The organism is Halalkalibacillus halophilus DSM 18494 (assembly GCF_000423105.1).
Lineage (GTDB): Bacteria > Bacillota > Bacilli > Bacillales > Alkalibacillaceae > Halalkalibacillus > Halalkalibacillus halophilus.
The window spans coordinates 106,034-121,948 of the sequence record NZ_AUHI01000006.1; the positions used below are offsets into that span (position 1 = coordinate 106,034).

17 protein-coding genes and 1 pseudogene are annotated in these 15,915 nt (G+C 38.2%); 4 read left to right on the forward strand and 14 right to left on the reverse strand.

Annotated elements, in window-relative coordinates; all coding sequences use genetic code 11:
* Nucleotides 1-29: 29 nt before the first annotated feature.
* On the reverse strand, nucleotides 30-1,481 hold the full coding sequence (gene aldA, locus G532_RS0104215; protein ID WP_027963679.1) for an aldehyde dehydrogenase: 1,452 nt from the start codon (nucleotides 1,479-1,481) through the stop codon (nucleotides 30-32).
* Between the two features lie 154 nt (nucleotides 1,482-1,635).
* Here aldA and G532_RS0104220 point away from each other — a divergent pair, with 154 nt between their 5' ends.
* On the forward strand, nucleotides 1,636-3,201 hold the full coding sequence (locus tag G532_RS0104220; protein ID WP_027963680.1) for a peptide chain release factor 3: 1,566 nt from the start codon (nucleotides 1,636-1,638) through the stop codon (nucleotides 3,199-3,201).
* Between the two features lie 226 nt (nucleotides 3,202-3,427).
* Here G532_RS0104220 and G532_RS16175 read toward each other — a convergent pair whose 3' ends face one another.
* Complete coding sequence (locus G532_RS16175; RefSeq protein WP_169513894.1) at nucleotides 3,428-3,604, reverse strand: hypothetical protein; 177 nt, start codon at nucleotides 3,602-3,604, stop codon at nucleotides 3,428-3,430.
* A gap of 175 nt (nucleotides 3,605-3,779) precedes the next feature.
* Between G532_RS16175 and G532_RS0104230 the strand changes: the two genes are divergently transcribed.
* On the forward strand, nucleotides 3,780-4,661 hold the full coding sequence (locus tag G532_RS0104230; RefSeq protein WP_027963681.1) for a YusW family protein: 882 nt from the start codon (nucleotides 3,780-3,782) through the stop codon (nucleotides 4,659-4,661).
* 221 nt (nucleotides 4,662-4,882) lie between these two features.
* Here G532_RS0104230 and G532_RS0104235 read toward each other — a convergent pair whose 3' ends face one another.
* The 6 genes and pseudogenes from G532_RS0104235 to G532_RS14740 form a co-directional block, all read right to left on the reverse strand.
* The gene (locus tag G532_RS0104235; protein WP_027963682.1) at nucleotides 4,883-5,440 is read right to left on the reverse strand and encodes a DUF7010 family protein; all 558 of its coding nucleotides are present in this window, start codon (nucleotides 5,438-5,440) and stop codon (nucleotides 4,883-4,885) included.
* A gap of 18 nt (nucleotides 5,441-5,458) precedes the next feature.
* The gene (locus tag G532_RS0104240) at nucleotides 5,459-5,764 is read right to left on the reverse strand and encodes a hypothetical protein (RefSeq protein ID WP_027963683.1); all 306 of its coding nucleotides are present in this window, start codon (nucleotides 5,762-5,764) and stop codon (nucleotides 5,459-5,461) included.
* Nucleotides 5,765-5,778: 14 nt separating this feature from the next.
* Nucleotides 5,779-6,165 carry an HIT family protein gene (locus G532_RS0104245; protein WP_027963684.1) on the reverse strand — a complete coding sequence of 129 codons (387 nt, stop codon included), beginning with the start codon at nucleotides 6,163-6,165 and terminating at the stop codon, nucleotides 5,779-5,781.
* An 11-nt stretch (nucleotides 6,166-6,176) separates the two neighbouring features.
* Nucleotides 6,177-6,536 (reverse strand): nuclear transport factor 2 family protein, encoded by a 360-nt coding sequence (locus tag G532_RS0104250; RefSeq protein WP_027963685.1) that lies wholly within the window; start codon nucleotides 6,534-6,536, stop codon nucleotides 6,177-6,179.
* 4 nt (nucleotides 6,537-6,540) lie between these two features.
* Nucleotides 6,541-6,864 carry a hypothetical protein gene (locus G532_RS0104255; protein WP_027963686.1) on the reverse strand — a complete coding sequence of 108 codons (324 nt, stop codon included), beginning with the start codon at nucleotides 6,862-6,864 and terminating at the stop codon, nucleotides 6,541-6,543.
* Between the two features lie 13 nt (nucleotides 6,865-6,877).
* Nucleotides 6,878-8,146: pseudogene (locus G532_RS14740) on the reverse strand (MFS transporter).
* A 402-nt stretch (nucleotides 8,147-8,548) separates the two neighbouring features.
* On the opposite strand from G532_RS14740, the gene G532_RS0104265 reads away from it, so the two are divergent.
* Nucleotides 8,549-9,775, forward strand: a complete 1,227-nt coding sequence (locus G532_RS0104265) for a YeeE/YedE family protein (RefSeq protein ID WP_027963687.1) — start codon at nucleotides 8,549-8,551, stop codon at nucleotides 9,773-9,775.
* On the opposite strand, the gene G532_RS0104270 is transcribed toward G532_RS0104265, so the two are convergent.
* The 6 genes from G532_RS0104270 to G532_RS0104300 form a co-directional block, all read right to left on the reverse strand.
* The gene (locus G532_RS0104270; protein WP_027963688.1) at nucleotides 9,756-10,655 is read right to left on the reverse strand and encodes a hypothetical protein; all 900 of its coding nucleotides are present in this window, start codon (nucleotides 10,653-10,655) and stop codon (nucleotides 9,756-9,758) included. The genes G532_RS0104265 and G532_RS0104270 overlap by 20 nt on opposite strands.
* Before the next feature lie 287 nt (nucleotides 10,656-10,942).
* On the reverse strand, nucleotides 10,943-11,917 hold the full coding sequence (locus G532_RS0104280; protein ID WP_027963689.1) for an HD domain-containing protein: 975 nt from the start codon (nucleotides 11,915-11,917) through the stop codon (nucleotides 10,943-10,945).
* Between the two features lie 24 nt (nucleotides 11,918-11,941).
* On the reverse strand, nucleotides 11,942-12,724 hold the full coding sequence (locus tag G532_RS0104285; protein ID WP_245570109.1) for an AAA family ATPase: 783 nt from the start codon (nucleotides 12,722-12,724) through the stop codon (nucleotides 11,942-11,944).
* A 15-nt stretch (nucleotides 12,725-12,739) separates the two neighbouring features.
* Nucleotides 12,740-13,792 carry a DNA glycosylase AlkZ-like family protein gene (locus G532_RS0104290; protein ID WP_027963691.1) on the reverse strand — a complete coding sequence of 351 codons (1,053 nt, stop codon included), beginning with the start codon at nucleotides 13,790-13,792 and terminating at the stop codon, nucleotides 12,740-12,742.
* 33 nt (nucleotides 13,793-13,825) lie between these two features.
* The gene (locus G532_RS0104295) at nucleotides 13,826-14,467 is read right to left on the reverse strand and encodes an endonuclease III domain-containing protein (RefSeq protein ID WP_027963692.1); all 642 of its coding nucleotides are present in this window, start codon (nucleotides 14,465-14,467) and stop codon (nucleotides 13,826-13,828) included.
* A gap of 154 nt (nucleotides 14,468-14,621) precedes the next feature.
* Nucleotides 14,622-15,284 (reverse strand): class I SAM-dependent methyltransferase, encoded by a 663-nt coding sequence (locus G532_RS0104300; RefSeq protein ID WP_027963693.1) that lies wholly within the window; start codon nucleotides 15,282-15,284, stop codon nucleotides 14,622-14,624.
* A 178-nt stretch (nucleotides 15,285-15,462) separates the two neighbouring features.
* On the opposite strand from G532_RS0104300, the gene G532_RS0104305 reads away from it, so the two are divergent.
* Nucleotides 15,463-15,909 (forward strand): DUF4385 domain-containing protein, encoded by a 447-nt coding sequence (locus G532_RS0104305; protein ID WP_027963694.1) that lies wholly within the window; start codon nucleotides 15,463-15,465, stop codon nucleotides 15,907-15,909.
* The last annotated feature ends 6 nt before the right edge of the window (nucleotides 15,910-15,915 follow it).

Here is a 15,915-nt window from a genome sequence, read left to right on the forward strand (position 1 = left end):
TCACATAGATGATGAGCTACTTTTTTGTATTACTTCTTATCATTTTTATACTGCATATACACTACTTGGGTAACAAGGAAATCTTCCATTCCATATTTGCCATCTGTTCCACCTAAACCAGATTTACGCATGCCGGCATGATACCCTTGAACCGCTTCGAAATTTTCACGATTGACGAACGTTTCTCCGAATTTCAGTTCATTAACAACTCGCATTGCTTCATTTAAATCATCTGTATAAACAGACGACGTTAAACCAAATTCTGTGTCGTTTCCTTTTTCAATCGCTTCATCTAAGGTTTTAAAGGTGTCGATCGGGATTACGGGGCCGAATATTTCTTCTCTCATAATATCCATATCATGTGTCACGTTAGTTAAGATTGTTGGTTCATAGAAGAAACCTTTATCTTTCGAAGCTCGCTTACCTCCTGTGACAACCTTTGCTCCTTGATCTACTGCCTCATTCACCATCTTTTCTACTTCTTCTAAGCGGTCCGCACTAACTAATGGCCCAACATCCGCTTCTTTATTTTCACGCGGATTATCGATGGTTAAAGCTCTAAACTTCTCTTCTAGCTTATTTACTAAGTCATCTTTTAAACTTTCATGCACGTACACTCTTTCTGCGTTTGTACATGCCTGTCCATTATTGGCAAGTCGTGATGTGACAATGCTATCTACTGCTACTTCTAAATCTGCATGTTGCGTGACGATCGCTGGTGCCTTTCCTCCTAGTTCTAAATTTACTTTTGTAATATTTTGAGCTGCTGCTTCCATTACTTTGGTTCCTGCTGGTACGCTTCCTGTCATAGAAATCATCTGCACTTTTGAATGACTTGCTAAAGCATTACCTATTTCAGAACCTGTTCCAGTGATGAGATTATAAACACCTTTAGGAATTTCATCCATCGAGTCAATTATTTTCGTGAATTCCATTGCCGTATTTGGGGTTTGTTGACTCGGCTTCAAGACAATCGTACAACCTGTCACCAAAGCTGTCGCAACTTTACGCGCCAAAATGAAAACAGGGAAATTCCATGGAACTATTCCTGCTACGACACCAATCGGCTTTTTATAAATAAAAATGTTTTCATTCTCACGATCACTCGGTACCACATCGCCTTCGATTCGACGAGCCCATTCGGACATGTAACGGAAATAATCAATCGCAAGGTCTACTTCTCCACTTGCAAGCTCGTAGTCCTTACCTTGTTCCTCTTGAAGTAAATCGATAAAAGTTTCACGATTTTCTTCAATTTTATCACCTAACTTACGAACAATCTGACCACGTTCAATATTAGGGGTTAATTCCCACCCTTTTTGAGCTGCTTCTGCCGCTTCAACTGCTCGGTCAACGTCTGCCTCATTACATTTCGGGGTCCTCGAAATCACTTCTTCTGTTGCAGGATTTATAATATCAATCCATTCATCGTTTTCAGAATCTACGTACTTACCATTTATATATATTTGATGTTGCTTCACAATTATCTACCTCCATTTTCTATATCCATCTTATTCCACCAAAATCGATTAACTAAACGAAAGTAAGAAATAAACTTTGCTTACAATAATATATTTTGTATATAAATTTTTTTCTGTGTTAAAATTAATAGGTTAATAAAAAGGATGGATAAACATGAGTTTAAAAAATGAAGTAAATAAACGAAAAACATTCGCGATTATTTCGCACCCCGATGCTGGTAAAACAACGTTAACGGAACAAATTATTGTATTCGGTAATTTGATACGTTCAGCAGGTACCGTGAAAGCGAAGAAGTCCGGTAAATTCGCAACGTCAGACTGGATGGAGATTGAAAAACAACGTGGAATCTCTGTCACCTCAAGTGTGATGAACTTTCCTTATAAAGATTTTCAAGTGAATATTCTCGATACTCCTGGTCACGACGATTTCAGTGAAGACACCTACCGTACATTAACTGCCGTGGATAGTGTGGTCATGATTTTAGATGCAACAAAAGGGATCGAAACGCAAACGAAGAAGCTATTTAAAGTTTGTCGGATGCGCGGAATTCCAATCTTCACCTTCATTAATAAAATGGACCGAATTGGGAAAGAACCATTTGATTTATTGGAAGAAATCGAAGAAGTATTAGATATCAAAACCTATCCAATGAACTGGCCAGCAGGGATGGGTAAAGAATTCTTAGGTGTATTTGACCGACAAAATGACCAGTTTGTTAAGTTTAATCATAGTGAAGAAGAAACCTATATTCCAAATCAGGAACTAACAGCCGAGAACTATCCAGACCTAGTCAACCAGCCTGACTTCACCTCTGCCCAAGGGGAGCTAGATTTACTCGAAGAAGCTGGGGATGATTTAGATATAGATACTGTATTGGACGGGGAACAAACGCCTGTATTCTTCGGTAGCGCCTTAGCACCATTTGGAGTACAAACATTTTTCGATACATTTATCCATATGGCTCCTTCTCCAACACCAAGAAAAACACAGACTTCTGTTGTGCAACCTGAAGAAGAATCTTTGTCTGGATTTATCTTTAAAATCCAAGCCAATATGAACCCGCAGCACCGTGACCGAATCGCATTTATGCGTGTGTGTTCGGGTAAATTCGAACGTGGCATGAGCGTGCAACTCGCTCGCACTGGTAAAATCATCAACTTATCACAGTCCCAACAATTCGTTGCTTCTTCTAGAGATACAATTGAAGAAGCGTATGCTGGAGATATTATCGGGATTTATGACCCGAATATTTATCGAATCGGGGACACCTTAGTAGAAGGGAAAGCCGATTTTGAATTTGATGAATTACCAAAATTCCCACCAGAAATGTACAAACGTGTCGCCCCGAAGAATGCCATGGCTGGGAAGCAGTTCAACAAAGGAATCGAGCAGCTCGTACAAGAAGGTGCGATTCAATTATTTAAACAACATCAAACACATTCATTAATTATTGGCGCGGTTGGGGAACTCCAGTTTGAAGTATTCAAATACCGTATGGAAAATGAGTACAATTGTGAAGTAACCCTTGATTCTATGGGAGAACGTGTTCCTAGGTGGCTTAAATCGGACCAAGTAGATCAAAGCCTATTCGATAACACAAATATTTTATGCGTGGATCGTGAAGGTCAATTTGTAGTCCTATTTAAATCAGCCTTTAACGAACGCTGGTTTAAGGATAAGAATCCAGACATTGAACTGATCGACCTCATGCAACAGTAAGCATATGTGCGTAGAATGATGGTTTCTGGATAAAGCGAGTGATTTCTGGATAAATGCTTGAATTTCTGGATATAATTGTGACTATTCTGGATATCCTCTCGACTTTTCTGGATAAGTTAAAATTCTCGTGGATAAGCTACTGCTTTTCTGGATATCACACTACTTTTGTGGATATAATTTTTATAAAAGCCGAACTTCTTTTTAAAAAGGAGTTCGGCTTTTTGTATTAGTTATTCATTTGATTTTGACTTTGACCGTTTTGCTGACCTTGACCAGTCATACCAGTAATCATCGGCATAACTTGTTGAAGTTGACCGCCTTTACCAGTCATCATACTGTAGGTCGCAGCACCAATTCCAATCGAAGCAATCATCGGAATCCATTGAATATTTTTCCCTTGCATATCCTCACATCCTTTTCTTTTACTCGTTCCTTAGTATTTAATTCACACACAAATTTATGACCCTAAATAATTTCCAATTAAAATTCTCATGAAATTCTAATCTTCTCATCAGAGGAAATTCATTTAAGCGAGGTATTCTATAATTGAACAAACAGGAACGGAGAGGTGAACAATAGTGAAAAAATTATTATTTATTTTAGTTGCAGCGCTATTTTTAGCGGCTTGCGGTACAGATGTTGAATCAGAGGAAGATACAACAGGTAACCAAGCAGATCAAGAAACAGAAGAACAGACAAACAATGAAGAGGAAAACAACACCGAAGAACCCTCTTCTGAAGAAGCAGATGAGAACGAAGAAGCATCAGAAAATGAAGAAACAACTTCAAATGAAAACCAGGAAGCTTCTGGCGATTACGATGTGAGTAGTGTTCACGAATTCGACCTTCAAATCGAATTTACAGATGATACAGAATGGGAATATGAGTATGAGCGTAACGATATGGAAGATACAGAAATCGAAAAAGACGGTAAAGAAACTGTAAAAGGAGAAGCCGCAGCAGAAGAAATTGAGTCTTTAATGGCTGAATTCAACATCACTACTGACAGAACATTAGTGGAAATGAAAGAAGAGGTATTGGCAGCATTAAACCTTTCCCAAGATGAGGTAGAAGATTTCGATCTAGAAATCAAATTTGAATCAGGCGAAGAAATCGTATTTGACCATGAATCTGTTCAAAATGAAAATCAAGGAAATGTTAGAGAATTCGACATGGACATTGACTTCTTCTCAGGAGACGACTGGGAATATGAATACGAAGCAGACGATCAAGAAGCCGAGATTGAACGTGGAAACGAAGAGATTGAAGGTTCAGCTGCTATGACTGAAATCGAGGAATTACTAAGTAACATCTCGATCACAATGGACCGCTCCATCCAAGAAATGAAGCAAGAAGTTCTAAATGCACTTGATGTAAATGAAGATGACGTCAAAGACTTTGATATAGATGTAGAATATGAAAATGGCGAAACAGTTAAATTTAAACATGATGTAGAATAACGAGGAAAGCTTCCGCTTATATATGGCGGAAGCTTTTTTAGTTGCAGGTCTATCAGTTGTTAGGGCGCTCTATCAGTCGTTAGCACGTTCCAATCAGTTGTTAATTTCCCCTATCAGTCGTTAGCGCGTTCCAATCAGTCGTTAAATTCCCCTATCAGTCGTCAGCGCGTTCCAATCAGTTGTTAAATTCCTCTATCAGTCGTCACGAACCTTATCGATCGTTAGTCCAACTTCCGACGATAACCATTATATAACCAGGCAGCGACTATTCCGAGTAAAACTGCTGTAGACAATGGCACAACCCATAACAAATCAGATCCGACAATAAATTCAATGAATAGAACCACAACAGAAATGACTGGTGCCATCACATAATATCCCTTAGCATTATAAAACCAGCCATATGGGAAAAAGTGCGCCCCAACAATAATTGCGAAGAATACAACCGCTTGTTCAGGACTGACGGAAATCGCCCAAACGATTACCGGAAAATACATTAATTGAGCAACATTCAGAATCACTCCCAAATTCGCAAATGGGTTATTCTCCAATTTCCAATCCGCTTTCATGACACTCGAAAATAAAATCGCTAAAGGAAACATTAATCCTGTTGAAAATAACATCGCTATATTTTGGGTATGTAAATCAAGTGGCAATAAGAAAATTACAGTAACAATCGACCATATGATAATAGCAGCTAGTATGAAAGGGATGCCATTTTTCCCGCGTATGCTTAAATCTTTTCTAATTTCATTTAAATCGTTAAAAGATTGACTCACTTCAAGCTCCCCCTCCATCTATGGACTTTCTTCTTTCTCATCATCCTCGTCTGGATCATAAACCGTTTTTCCAATAGCAGGTAAGGCACACATCAACGCTAAAAATGCATAAACCCATATGGGAAAGCTCAATAAATGACCGCCTAATTCACCAATAGAAATACTGGAATAATAATATACTTGATAAGCAAGTTGTATAATCAAATATGTAACAATAGTTCCAACTGGCGCGACCCACCAACTACGTTTATACAGATAAAACGCTAATACACCTGCAACGATTGAGCACAGCGGAATAATTACCAAGAACAATATAAAACCCATTGAAAAACCTCCAATTAGCTCAGACGTTTATTTTCTTTCTGTTTGAACCAATACCTAATCCCTCTACCTGCATACGGTTCATCTTGAAACCTTGGAATCACATGTAGATGAGCATGTCCTATATGTTGTCCTGCCACACTTCCACTGTTCCAACCTATGTTATAACCATCCGGCTGATGTTTTTGGTCCAAATGTTTCTTTACTTCTTGCAACAAGTCATAAGTCGCAATCCACTCTTCTTTCGTTAACTCAAATGGGGTAGCTCCATGATGTACCGGTACAATTAAACCTGAACCTTCTAAAACACCTTGGGGAATCTGAACAAAACGACAGAATTTATTTTCTAAAACAACACGCTGGTCGTTCCGTAATTCTATGTCGCAAAGTACACAATCTTTCATAATCCTCACCCTTACTGATATTCGTTCGACACCGTTCCTTGATGAAAACTCATTTGCCATTGTCCGTTATTATGTTTCCAAATCGATGTACGTAAGGTTTCAACTTGGCGTTCCTCGTCCCATACTTTAAAATGACAAATTACACATTCTGTAGATAGTTCCTTCACTGTATAATCCAACATCTTTAAATGACGAGGTCCAACTCCACCAGGTTTCAAGCATTCTTTCTTCCCAAATACCTTTCCAGAGCTTCCGTATTCCAAAAAATCTTCAGCAAGCAGTTGGTCAAGCTTCTTTAAATCCGTCCTCACTTCAGGGGATAAAAGCTGTTGTTCTAAGTCTTTAATGTGTTTCGAAAAAGATTGATCCATAATCCTACCCTCCTAACGCCACAATTGTTTGTGAGATTAATGTATATACAATTGGAATAACAATTAGCACAAAAGCAACTGCTAGAGCTCTACCAGTGAATTTCTTAGATAACTGTTCTCCGCTACCTTGAAATCCAAAGCGTGTGAATTGAATCTTGTTTTGATCAATCAAAAACACCAAAATAATTGCTCCCAAATAACGTAGCTGTCCAATTGTATCCCGGTTCACACCGAACTTTTCATATATGTATAAAGTGGTTCCCACAAAAAAAGTACCTATAATAAATAACACTACACTATATCTAAGAAAGTGAAGGGCTTTTTTCAACTTTTACAACTCCTTACGTTTCATCATAATATTTTTTGAAGTTTGAATTTAATACTGCAATCGCAAATAACAAAGTAAAAACGAGCATGGTAATGGCTAAGAAACCGATCGTCTGACGAAGCGGAATGAAGTCACCTACCACACCTACACCTAGCACGAATAGTACTTGTAGCGCACTTTGGATCAGTTGAAAAATACTAGTCACACGCCCCATGACGTTCACAGGAATATTATTTTGATAAAAGGTGGTTATTCCTGCATTTAAAAAGACTAAAAAGAAACCTAATATGACAAAACCAACCGTGATGGAAAGAAAGGACCACGAAAAGGCATAGATCACGTAACCGATAGAGCTTAGTACAACTCCAATCACGATCATAAACCGTAGCGAAATATAATTAGTGATCATCGCAAGTATAACTCCGCCTGTAACGGAACCAACCCCAGTAATACTTACTACTAAACTATACTCCGTTTCGGACAAGCCTATTACACGTTGGGTGAAAACCACTTCTTGAGCATCCATCGCAAAGGTAAAAATCATAATAAATATAAAACTTGAGTAAATAACGGTAATGTACTTATATTTGTTCATAAATGCTATTACTACCGTGAAGTCTTTCCTAACTTGAGAAAAAGTTAAGTTTGGAATCGTTGCCTTATCAATTTTTTCTTGTTCAGGAAGCTTATTTAGCAATACAGCTGCAAGAACGAAAAATACCGCATTAACTCATAACGTCACATCTGTATTCGTAAGGTAAATTAATCCCCCACCAATCGCAGGACCTATAATAAATGCCCCGGACGTCGCAAAGGATCGTATGGAGTTGAATCTTTTACGCTGCTCTTTTGGTATTAACATAGTTATGTACGTAGTGGAAGAAGGACCAAAGAAAGCCTTCGCTACACTCAATAGGACAAGTAATATGTAAATCGCTATGATATTTGGTGCAAAAGGGATTAAAAAGATAAAAAAGCTCCGAAATAAATATGTATAAATCATAATCGAACGCTTACTTCGATAATCGATATAGCTTCCAGTCCAAAACTTTAAAATAATATTTGTCAACGGACCGATTATCCACAAAGCAGCAACAGCAGCTGCCGATCCAGTAAGTTGATAAACGATAATATTTATTGCTACTAAATAAATAAAATCACCAAAACTAGCAATTCCAATTGAAGATAATAAAATTAGCGGGTTTTTCCATTCGTTTTTAGCTTTCAAACAGACTCCCCCTAACCTCACATTTCGAAAATTTCGACAGTATAATTGTACCACTTTTGTGTTGCATAATCAGTACCATTTATACGCAAGCTTATTTTGAGTTTTAAATAAGGTTGGAGATGAATAAATTATGTCTGATATTCTCCCTATAAAGTTCGATACTCCTGAATTATGTCTGATTTCCTCATCTTAAAGTTCAATACTTCTATATTATGTCTGATTTCCTCCTAATAAGGTTGGATAACTTTAAATTAAGTCCGATTCCCACCCAACAAAGTTCGATATCTTCATATTAAGTCTGATACTTTCCTCATGAAAACGAATAAATATCTATACGTCCCAATAAATTGTGACGATCATTGATCCACCTGGATAATATTCCATGAATAAGTAAGTTAAAAATCACTCAAATTAGGGAACGGATAGGCATGTTAGATTTTGAGGAGACAATATATTATGAGTAATCAAAATAAAAAATCGGAAGAACAGTATTCCAATCCACAAAATATTATTACGATTGTCTTTTTCCTGATTACGGTTGCTCTAGCTTATGGAGCTTACCATTACTCTGGTTGGCAATTTGTTGTATTATTTATCATTGGTTGGTTGATTGGGTATACCTTATTCCACGCTAGGTATGGTTTCGCTAGTGTTTATAGGCAAATTGTTGAAACCGGAAATACCGAAATGTTACGCGGACATATGATTAAACTGATCATCGCAACGACTTTATTTGCACTTATTATTAATTTAGGAATTGGGTTATTTGGAGTCGTTCCTGCAGGTGCATTATCACCAATCACCGTAGGGTTAGTTGTCGGTTCCTTTTTATTCGGTTTTGGAATGGAGTTTGGAAGTGGCTTAGCACCAGCATCGATGCGTACTGCTGAAGGGGGACGAACGGCTTCTGTATTTACAGTATTAGGTTTCTTAATTGGAGCTACAGTCGGCGCCTTCCACTTTCAATTCTGGAACGATACCTTACCTAATCGTCCAGAATTTTCATTGATCCATGATACACCACTTGGATTCTGGGGTTCTCTAGCATTACAAACTTCTATTTTTGTAGTAATTGCAATTGGGACTTATATTTATAATAAAAGCAAGAGACCACCTGACCTACCAAAGATGCCAAGAGGTTCAGGTTGGGCAAAGTTTTTATATGGAACGTGGCCGATCTGGGTAGGTGCTGTCGTCATTGCAGTCTTAAACGCCGCTGTACTAGTTGTCCAGGGTAGCCCGTGGAAATTAACGGCAGCCTTTACCACTTGGGGATCTAAAATTGCGGATAACCTTGGATTCGATGTATCTTCATGGGGGTATTGGGGTGAGCAAGAACCACTTGGTACTTTGAGCGATGTGGTATTCACTGATGACTTAAGTGTTCTAAACTTTGGGGTAATCAGTGGCGCACTAATAACAATGTCTATTGCAGGACTAATACGCTTCAGTAAAATCCCTCCCCACCTGATGATTGCCGCTTTAATCGGGGGACTGTTAATGGGATACGGAGCAACGATTTCGTTCGGCGCAAACGTCGGTGCTTACTTTAGTGGATTAGCCTCATTAAGTTTACACGCTTGGATCTGGGCACCAATGGCGATTGCAGGTGTTTATGTCGCCTACTATACTGAAAAAAAATTCGGGTTTCTTCGAGCCGGATCTAAAGGTTTAGGGAGTTAAGATCGAATTGAAGAGTAACCAGAGCCTTTTCCCAATTTGGGGAAAGGCTTTTTAATACGTGCATCGCATACGGACTAGTCGAGTCGAATTCACCTTCTAGTTTCTCATAACCTTGATTAACTAAAGCGTTCCACTGAGTGACTATTACGTAATCCAACAAGTCAAAAGAATTAGCAGAATCAGCTCCAACCCAACCAACCTCAACTGTCTGTGTATCAATATGATGTAACAAGGAAAAAGCTTTAATTGCACCATCTTTTACACTAGTAATGACATAGCTATGATCTAATAATGTATCCTCAGCGAAAATCAATCGTTCCCATACATCGTTTGAAAAATTTGCAGGCGGGTTTGCTTGATAGGTACGAATATATGTATCATGAATAAATTCGATCGCTTGCCCCTTCTCAAAAGCATTAGTGAGGTCTGCCAACGGAATTGCATTATAATCATTATTCCATTCTTTATTAATGCATTTTTTCCTCAGAGCTATTGTCGGCATATACGTTCGCCGTACCTCTATTGCCCCCACTTCTTTAAAAACATTCACTAATGGGTCTGTTGAACAAAAAGAGATCTGCATCCTGTTTTTCATTTCCGACTCTTCCGTTTTCAATTGCTCCAACATAGGAACAGCAATCGATTTTAGATTAAATGTAGGATCAATTATCATAGACATATATGTTATATGAGGATGAAATGTGTTATGCCAAGTGTGAAGGACACCTATGATCTCATGACCTTTCCTTACCGCTAAGGAAACTGTATTTGATGAGTTTGTTAAACCATTTAGAAAAAAATCCTTCGACTGTTCCGGACTGCTTAAAGAACGCACAAACAGTTCAATTTCATTTTTATTGTTTATACGGTCAAAGTACATTTTAATTTACGCCCCTTTTTAACATAAACAAAGCTAATGCTATTAAAAATGAAAGTGTAAACTCCAAAATTAAGATCTACTATTCCTAAAGGTTCTTAAACTTTTTTTCCGTTATTCGAGAGTACCTCTATCACCAGCCAAGCAATTACCATGGTTATTATAGTTTGTAATATATTCGCTTCCCAGTTAATTGTATTTTTGAATACATAATCGTTTATACACAATAAAACATACAGAGCCACGCCTAAAGTTATTCTAATTTTGTTATTCATAACGAAAACCCCACTTTAAAGCAAAATTCTAACCCCTACACCTTTCACAGTTCTTTCATAAGCCTGTTCATTCATATTCTCAACTATCTTAGAAACTTCTGAAGCACGCTTGATCGTACCTTCCACTTTAACGGCTGGATCAATCATACGAACTTTGTTTTTCCTATAAATGTCCGATTTTTCTAAGGTTGTTTCCAAATGTACATTAGAATGAATCTGATGAAGAGTATCTATTAACTTTTCGTTTCCATTTTCTCTTACCTTCGACAATAATTCTTCGTCGGTTCCCATAAAATCATCCATATTAATTACTTCACCCTGCACAGCTCCTCGCAAAACCTTGGTTAACTGGTCATTCGCATAAATATTAAGCGGGTCCATGAAGTAATCAATAACTTCTTTATAATAAAGTTCAACGAAAAGTTCTGCACTTTCGGTATCTTTAAAAGCAACCACTCCATGTTCCACCGTTAGGTTTGTTAGTATCTGTTGCACCTCTGTATCAGTGATTGTTCCATGTCTATGTAAGTCCCTTAATGTATAATCAATCCGATCTGCACACAAGTGTGGCGCAGGTTGTTCGAGGATTCTCCAATTCGAATCATCCAATAAACTCGAGTAATCATTGTATCCGTATTTCTTTAAAATAGTAGGAATCGTAGAACTTTCAATTACGCTTAAAAAAATATCCTCATGATAAGATTCGTCCTGGTTTTTTGTTACAAAATCAACCACATGAGAAAATGCGGTATGCGACACGTCATGTAAAAGTCCTGCGATTTGTTCCTCAAGACTTCCTCCGAGGGTACGAACGAGCAACATAACCCCAACGGAATGTTCGTAACGCGTCAGATTCCACCGAGAGTTCACAAGATAACTTGCTCCACCTTGATGAACACCATGCAGCCTTTGAATAGCGTTGCTTTTTAACAGTTCCTCCAATACAGGTTCGATTTCGAATGTGCCATATAACTCATCTTGAATAATCATCGACTTCCCCCAATAATTTTCGAACTACAAATGTCTTAGAAAACGTTCTGGATGATTTAAAAAGTCCCGTGTCAGTGTCACGTGTTCCAGGTCATCATATTGCTTTTTAACGAGTTCGCCCTCTTCTATTGCTAAGATTTGAGCCTCAGGTATAGCCATTAAAATAGGAGAATGCGTCGCAATAATAAATTGAGCGTCCTTTTTAACCATCTCTTTAATCATTGAAATTAATGACAATTGTTTTAAGGGTGACAACGGAGCTTCCGGCTCATCTAAAATATAAAGCCCGCCTGGTTTGAACCTAGCTTGGAATAAATCCAAAAAGCTTTCTCCATGCGAACGAAACTCTAATCCATCCCCATATGATTGTTGTAGGTCGCTTAGAGTTCTAGCATAAGGTAGAACCTCTAAACTATTTGGATCCCTCTTCTTAATTTCCTCTAAGCTTTCAGCAGATTCCTTTTTGATTTCACTCAATTTCTCTACAAACTTCACAAAATCTGTTGCACGAAAAAAGAAGCCTGTTTTTGTGCGTAACTTCCAAATTAGCTTCATCTGCTCCGCAAGTTTCCTTGCATCTTCGAGGTCAGGCTGGTCATCAATATGTTCCCCGCCAATTAAGATGCTACCGATTTCACTCGCAATCGCTTCTAATAACGTTGATTTCCCCGTTCCATTATCACCCACTAAAATAGTTACTGGTTTCTCTAGTTTTAAGGCATCAAGCTGCTTCACCAGAGGTAAATTAAAAGGATATTCTTCTAGATTCGTGGAAGGTTTCATTTGAATATGCGTTAAATTGACCACCATAACCCCTCCAGTTTATAAATTTTCACCATTATAATTAAGAATCGCAGTTGTTTCCTGCGAGTATCCTTTTCGAACAGCAGCCAGAATTTCTTCTTTACGTTTACTTGCCTCTTCTTTCGGAAGCGTTAGTTTAATATCCTCTACATCATGCGGACCGATTCGCCAATGCCCTATTACAGCTCCTTTGAATTCACCATCAATGAGTAAGTACTGTAAGATTTCCTCTCCTTGGAACAGTTCTTTCAATACATGTAAGTTCGCTCGCACAAGGAAATCTGATTTATCCAGCATAAAGACCGACGCATCTATTTGATTATGTGTTACAGATAGATCCTTCACTAGCATGTATCCCTCACCAAGTTCTTGAGCGTCTACTTGTTGCGCTTCCCCTTCCTCTACCAAATAATCGAGAGCCTGCTTCAATGTCGTTTTTTTCAATTGCGACCATTCTTTAATTTCATCAAAGCTTGCAAAGACATAAGCCTCTAAAAATCGTTGCACAATTTTTGCCGCAGCTTTTTCCAAAGGTTCGCCTAAATTAATTTCAAACCACTCTGTTTCAAAATCAAACCACCCTGTATTCCAATCTGTGTCGATCTGATCTTCATACACTACAAAAGCTTCCTGTAGCTTCTTTAATGCTGGATTGATTTCTTTTGATGGATAATCCAAAGCTTCCCTCAACTGTTCTTTATCGATCCCACCAGATTGTTTAATCAACATATGGATCTCGTCATAAGTCTCTTTATGTTTCTGAATCGGCTTCCGGTAAACTCCTGCATATAAATTCAAATATTCCGCCACCACGTAAGCAATCCGCCCACCTTGAAAGCGAGCTTTCACCGTGTGATGTTTCTCCCTTAATTTTTCAGACAACAACTCATCATTAAAAGTTGTACGATGAACGAGCTTAGGAGGATTTCCTGGTCGACCAAAATGCACTGGTGCAACGGGTTGTAATTTTTTTAGTAGTTCTAGATAAGCTGTTTCATCATTTGGATTAGTCAGTGGCTTAAGCAAACCTTGTCTTAATAAACGTTCTTGTAAAATCGACGTTTTATCCATCGGCATAGCTCCTTTGTCATCAGAATAGATCTTTTACTCCACCCTTTTCTCACAGACATCCTCCAAAGGACATCTTTCACATATCGGTTTGGACTTACAGTGAACTTTCGCATGCTCAACAAGGAGAGCATGATACTCATTATAAACCTGCAAATCATCAGGTAGTTCCTTCTCTATTTCCTTCCGAAAGGCATCATAAGAGCTTGGTAATTCATACCCCACACGGTTAAAAATTCGTTGTGCATACGCATCCACTACAAATACTGGATAGTCCAATGCATATAACAAAATAACATCAGCAGTCTCTCGCCCAATCCCATGAATGCCGATGAGCTCATTTCTCAACTCTTTTCCGTCTACTTGCCTCGCGTTTTCAAGATCATAATCATAACCTTCAAACCACTTTAAAAACGACTTGATCCGCTTCGCTTTAATATTAAAAAATCCACTCGAGCGGATTAACTGAGCGAGTTCATCTATATCCATCTCGGCCATTTTCTCTGGTTCCAAATAAGGACGGAGCTTCTCGAATGCCAAGTCAACATTTTTCCAGCTTGTGTTTTGAATAAGAATCGCGCCAATCATCATTTCAAAATCAGAATCGGCAGGCCACCATTTTTGTGCTCCATAGCGGTTATAAAGTTTTTCATATAAGTCCATGTATGTGGGTTTCATGCTGTACTCCTTCTTCATCTTTTAACTATCTATTCCCTGTTTTATAGATTCTTAATTAGAACCACTCTCGTAAAAAATTTAAAGGTCCCAAAAACAGTTTAGACTTTGAAGACGTAACGACTTTTGGACCCCTAATCTATTTTACTATCAACTGCTAAATCGCCTTATCTGTAACATCCGCTTCTGCCTCAAATTTTTGTAGTTCGATCACTCCACCACAATGAGATATGGGATAAAATTCACTTGCACAAAAGGCTTGAAGCGATGGCTGAAGCTCTTCATAAACAAAATAATACTCCTCCTCATCCCAATGGTGTGCATTCTCCAACTTACACGCATCATGTTTCGCTCTCGTTTCAAACGCGACATCGCCGATCAGAAGTTTCCCGTTTTTTCTAAGCATACTCATTAAACGTTTGATTAAATTTACTTTAGCTTGGTCATCTAAGTGATGAAGGGCATACGTGCTAATAATAGTGTCATATGCCTGCTCAGCTAAATTCTGCGGTACTCCTTCCGTTAGATCTGCTTGATATAAAATAGCTTGAGGCATTTTCTCCTGAGCAATCGCTAACATTTCCTTTGAAAAATCCACACCAAAAATCTGGTGACCTTGTTTGTATAATTGACTCGTTAAAACGGCCGTACCAAAACCTAAATCCAATATACGAGAGTCGCTATGACGCATCGCTTCATTATAAATGGTGTTCAAAATATCTTTATAGCCCGCAAACGGATAAGAATCGCTTTCTTCACTTAACTGAACAGAACGGTCGTACTCATTCGCCCATAAGTCGAATCCTTTATTTGATAACATCTAATTGCTCCTTTTTATAACAGGTTAAATTCTTTTATCTCTCTGATTATGATATTTATTTATATAAGTCATTCTCATCACCTCATACTTCATTATTCAACTTCTTTTCAGTAATTTCCTTTCAAAAAAGGTTAGGAAATAATATAAAAGGGGATTTATTATGGAGGAGTTGATTCAAATGGCATTCGATTACAACATGGATTTTGATAATATAGATTTTCGTAAAGAACCCGACAAATATAGAGTTGGACGTGGGGAGCAAGGCGTTTTAATGGTGGAACCGTATAAAGGTGAGATCCTTCCACACTGGCGATTTAAAACACCCAAAATCGCAAAAGAATCCTCAGAAAAAATATATGAAATGTTTGAAGCGTATAAACGAAACGGGGATTTTGTTGGCATGGATATGGCACGGAAGTTTATCCAGATGGGCCACACACGTGCACGAAGATACGCTAATTATAAAGGCGGAAAGAAATACGACGAGAATGGGGAAGTCAAGGAACGGGATATTGATGAGGAGAAAGCAGAAGCTGCGCGGATTTTCGAAGAGAAGTGGAAGATCGTACGTAACGACGAAGAGTACCTGAAACAAAAGAAGGCTCACCAGAAAAAGTATGGATGAGCCTCT

Bases quoted from the DNA above. Each gene is read 5' to 3' on its own strand.
- G532_RS0104280 (WP_027963689.1), bottom strand. From the start codon at position 11,917: ATGATTATTCAAGATGAGTTATATGGCACATTCGAAATCGAACCTGTA.
- G532_RS0104290 (WP_027963691.1), bottom strand. From the start codon at position 13,792: ATGGATAAAACGTCGATTTTACAAGAACGTTTATTAAGACAAGGTTTG.
- G532_RS0104220 (WP_027963680.1), top strand. From the start codon at position 1,636: ATGAGTTTAAAAAATGAAGTAAATAAACGAAAAACATTCGCGATTATT.
- G532_RS0104305 (WP_027963694.1), top strand. From the start codon at position 15,463: ATGGCATTCGATTACAACATGGATTTTGATAATATAGATTTTCGTAAA.
- G532_RS0104300 (WP_027963693.1), bottom strand. From the start codon at position 15,284: ATGTTATCAAATAAAGGATTCGACTTATGGGCGAATGAGTACGACCGT.
- G532_RS0104270 (WP_027963688.1), bottom strand. From the start codon at position 10,655: ATGTACTTTGACCGTATAAACAATAAAAATGAAATTGAACTGTTTGTG.
- G532_RS0104240 (WP_027963683.1), bottom strand. From the start codon at position 5,764: ATGGGTTTTATATTGTTCTTGGTAATTATTCCGCTGTGCTCAATCGTT.
- G532_RS16175 (WP_169513894.1), bottom strand. From the start codon at position 3,604: ATGCAAGGGAAAAATATTCAATGGATTCCGATGATTGCTTCGATTGGA.
- G532_RS0104295 (WP_027963692.1), bottom strand. From the start codon at position 14,467: ATGAAACCCACATACATGGACTTATATGAAAAACTTTATAACCGCTAT.
- G532_RS0104250 (WP_027963685.1), bottom strand. From the start codon at position 6,536: ATGGATCAATCTTTTTCGAAACACATTAAAGACTTAGAACAACAGCTT.
- G532_RS0104265 (WP_027963687.1), top strand. From the start codon at position 8,549: ATGAGTAATCAAAATAAAAAATCGGAAGAACAGTATTCCAATCCACAA.
- G532_RS0104245 (WP_027963684.1), bottom strand. From the start codon at position 6,165: ATGAAAGATTGTGTACTTTGCGACATAGAATTACGGAACGACCAGCGT.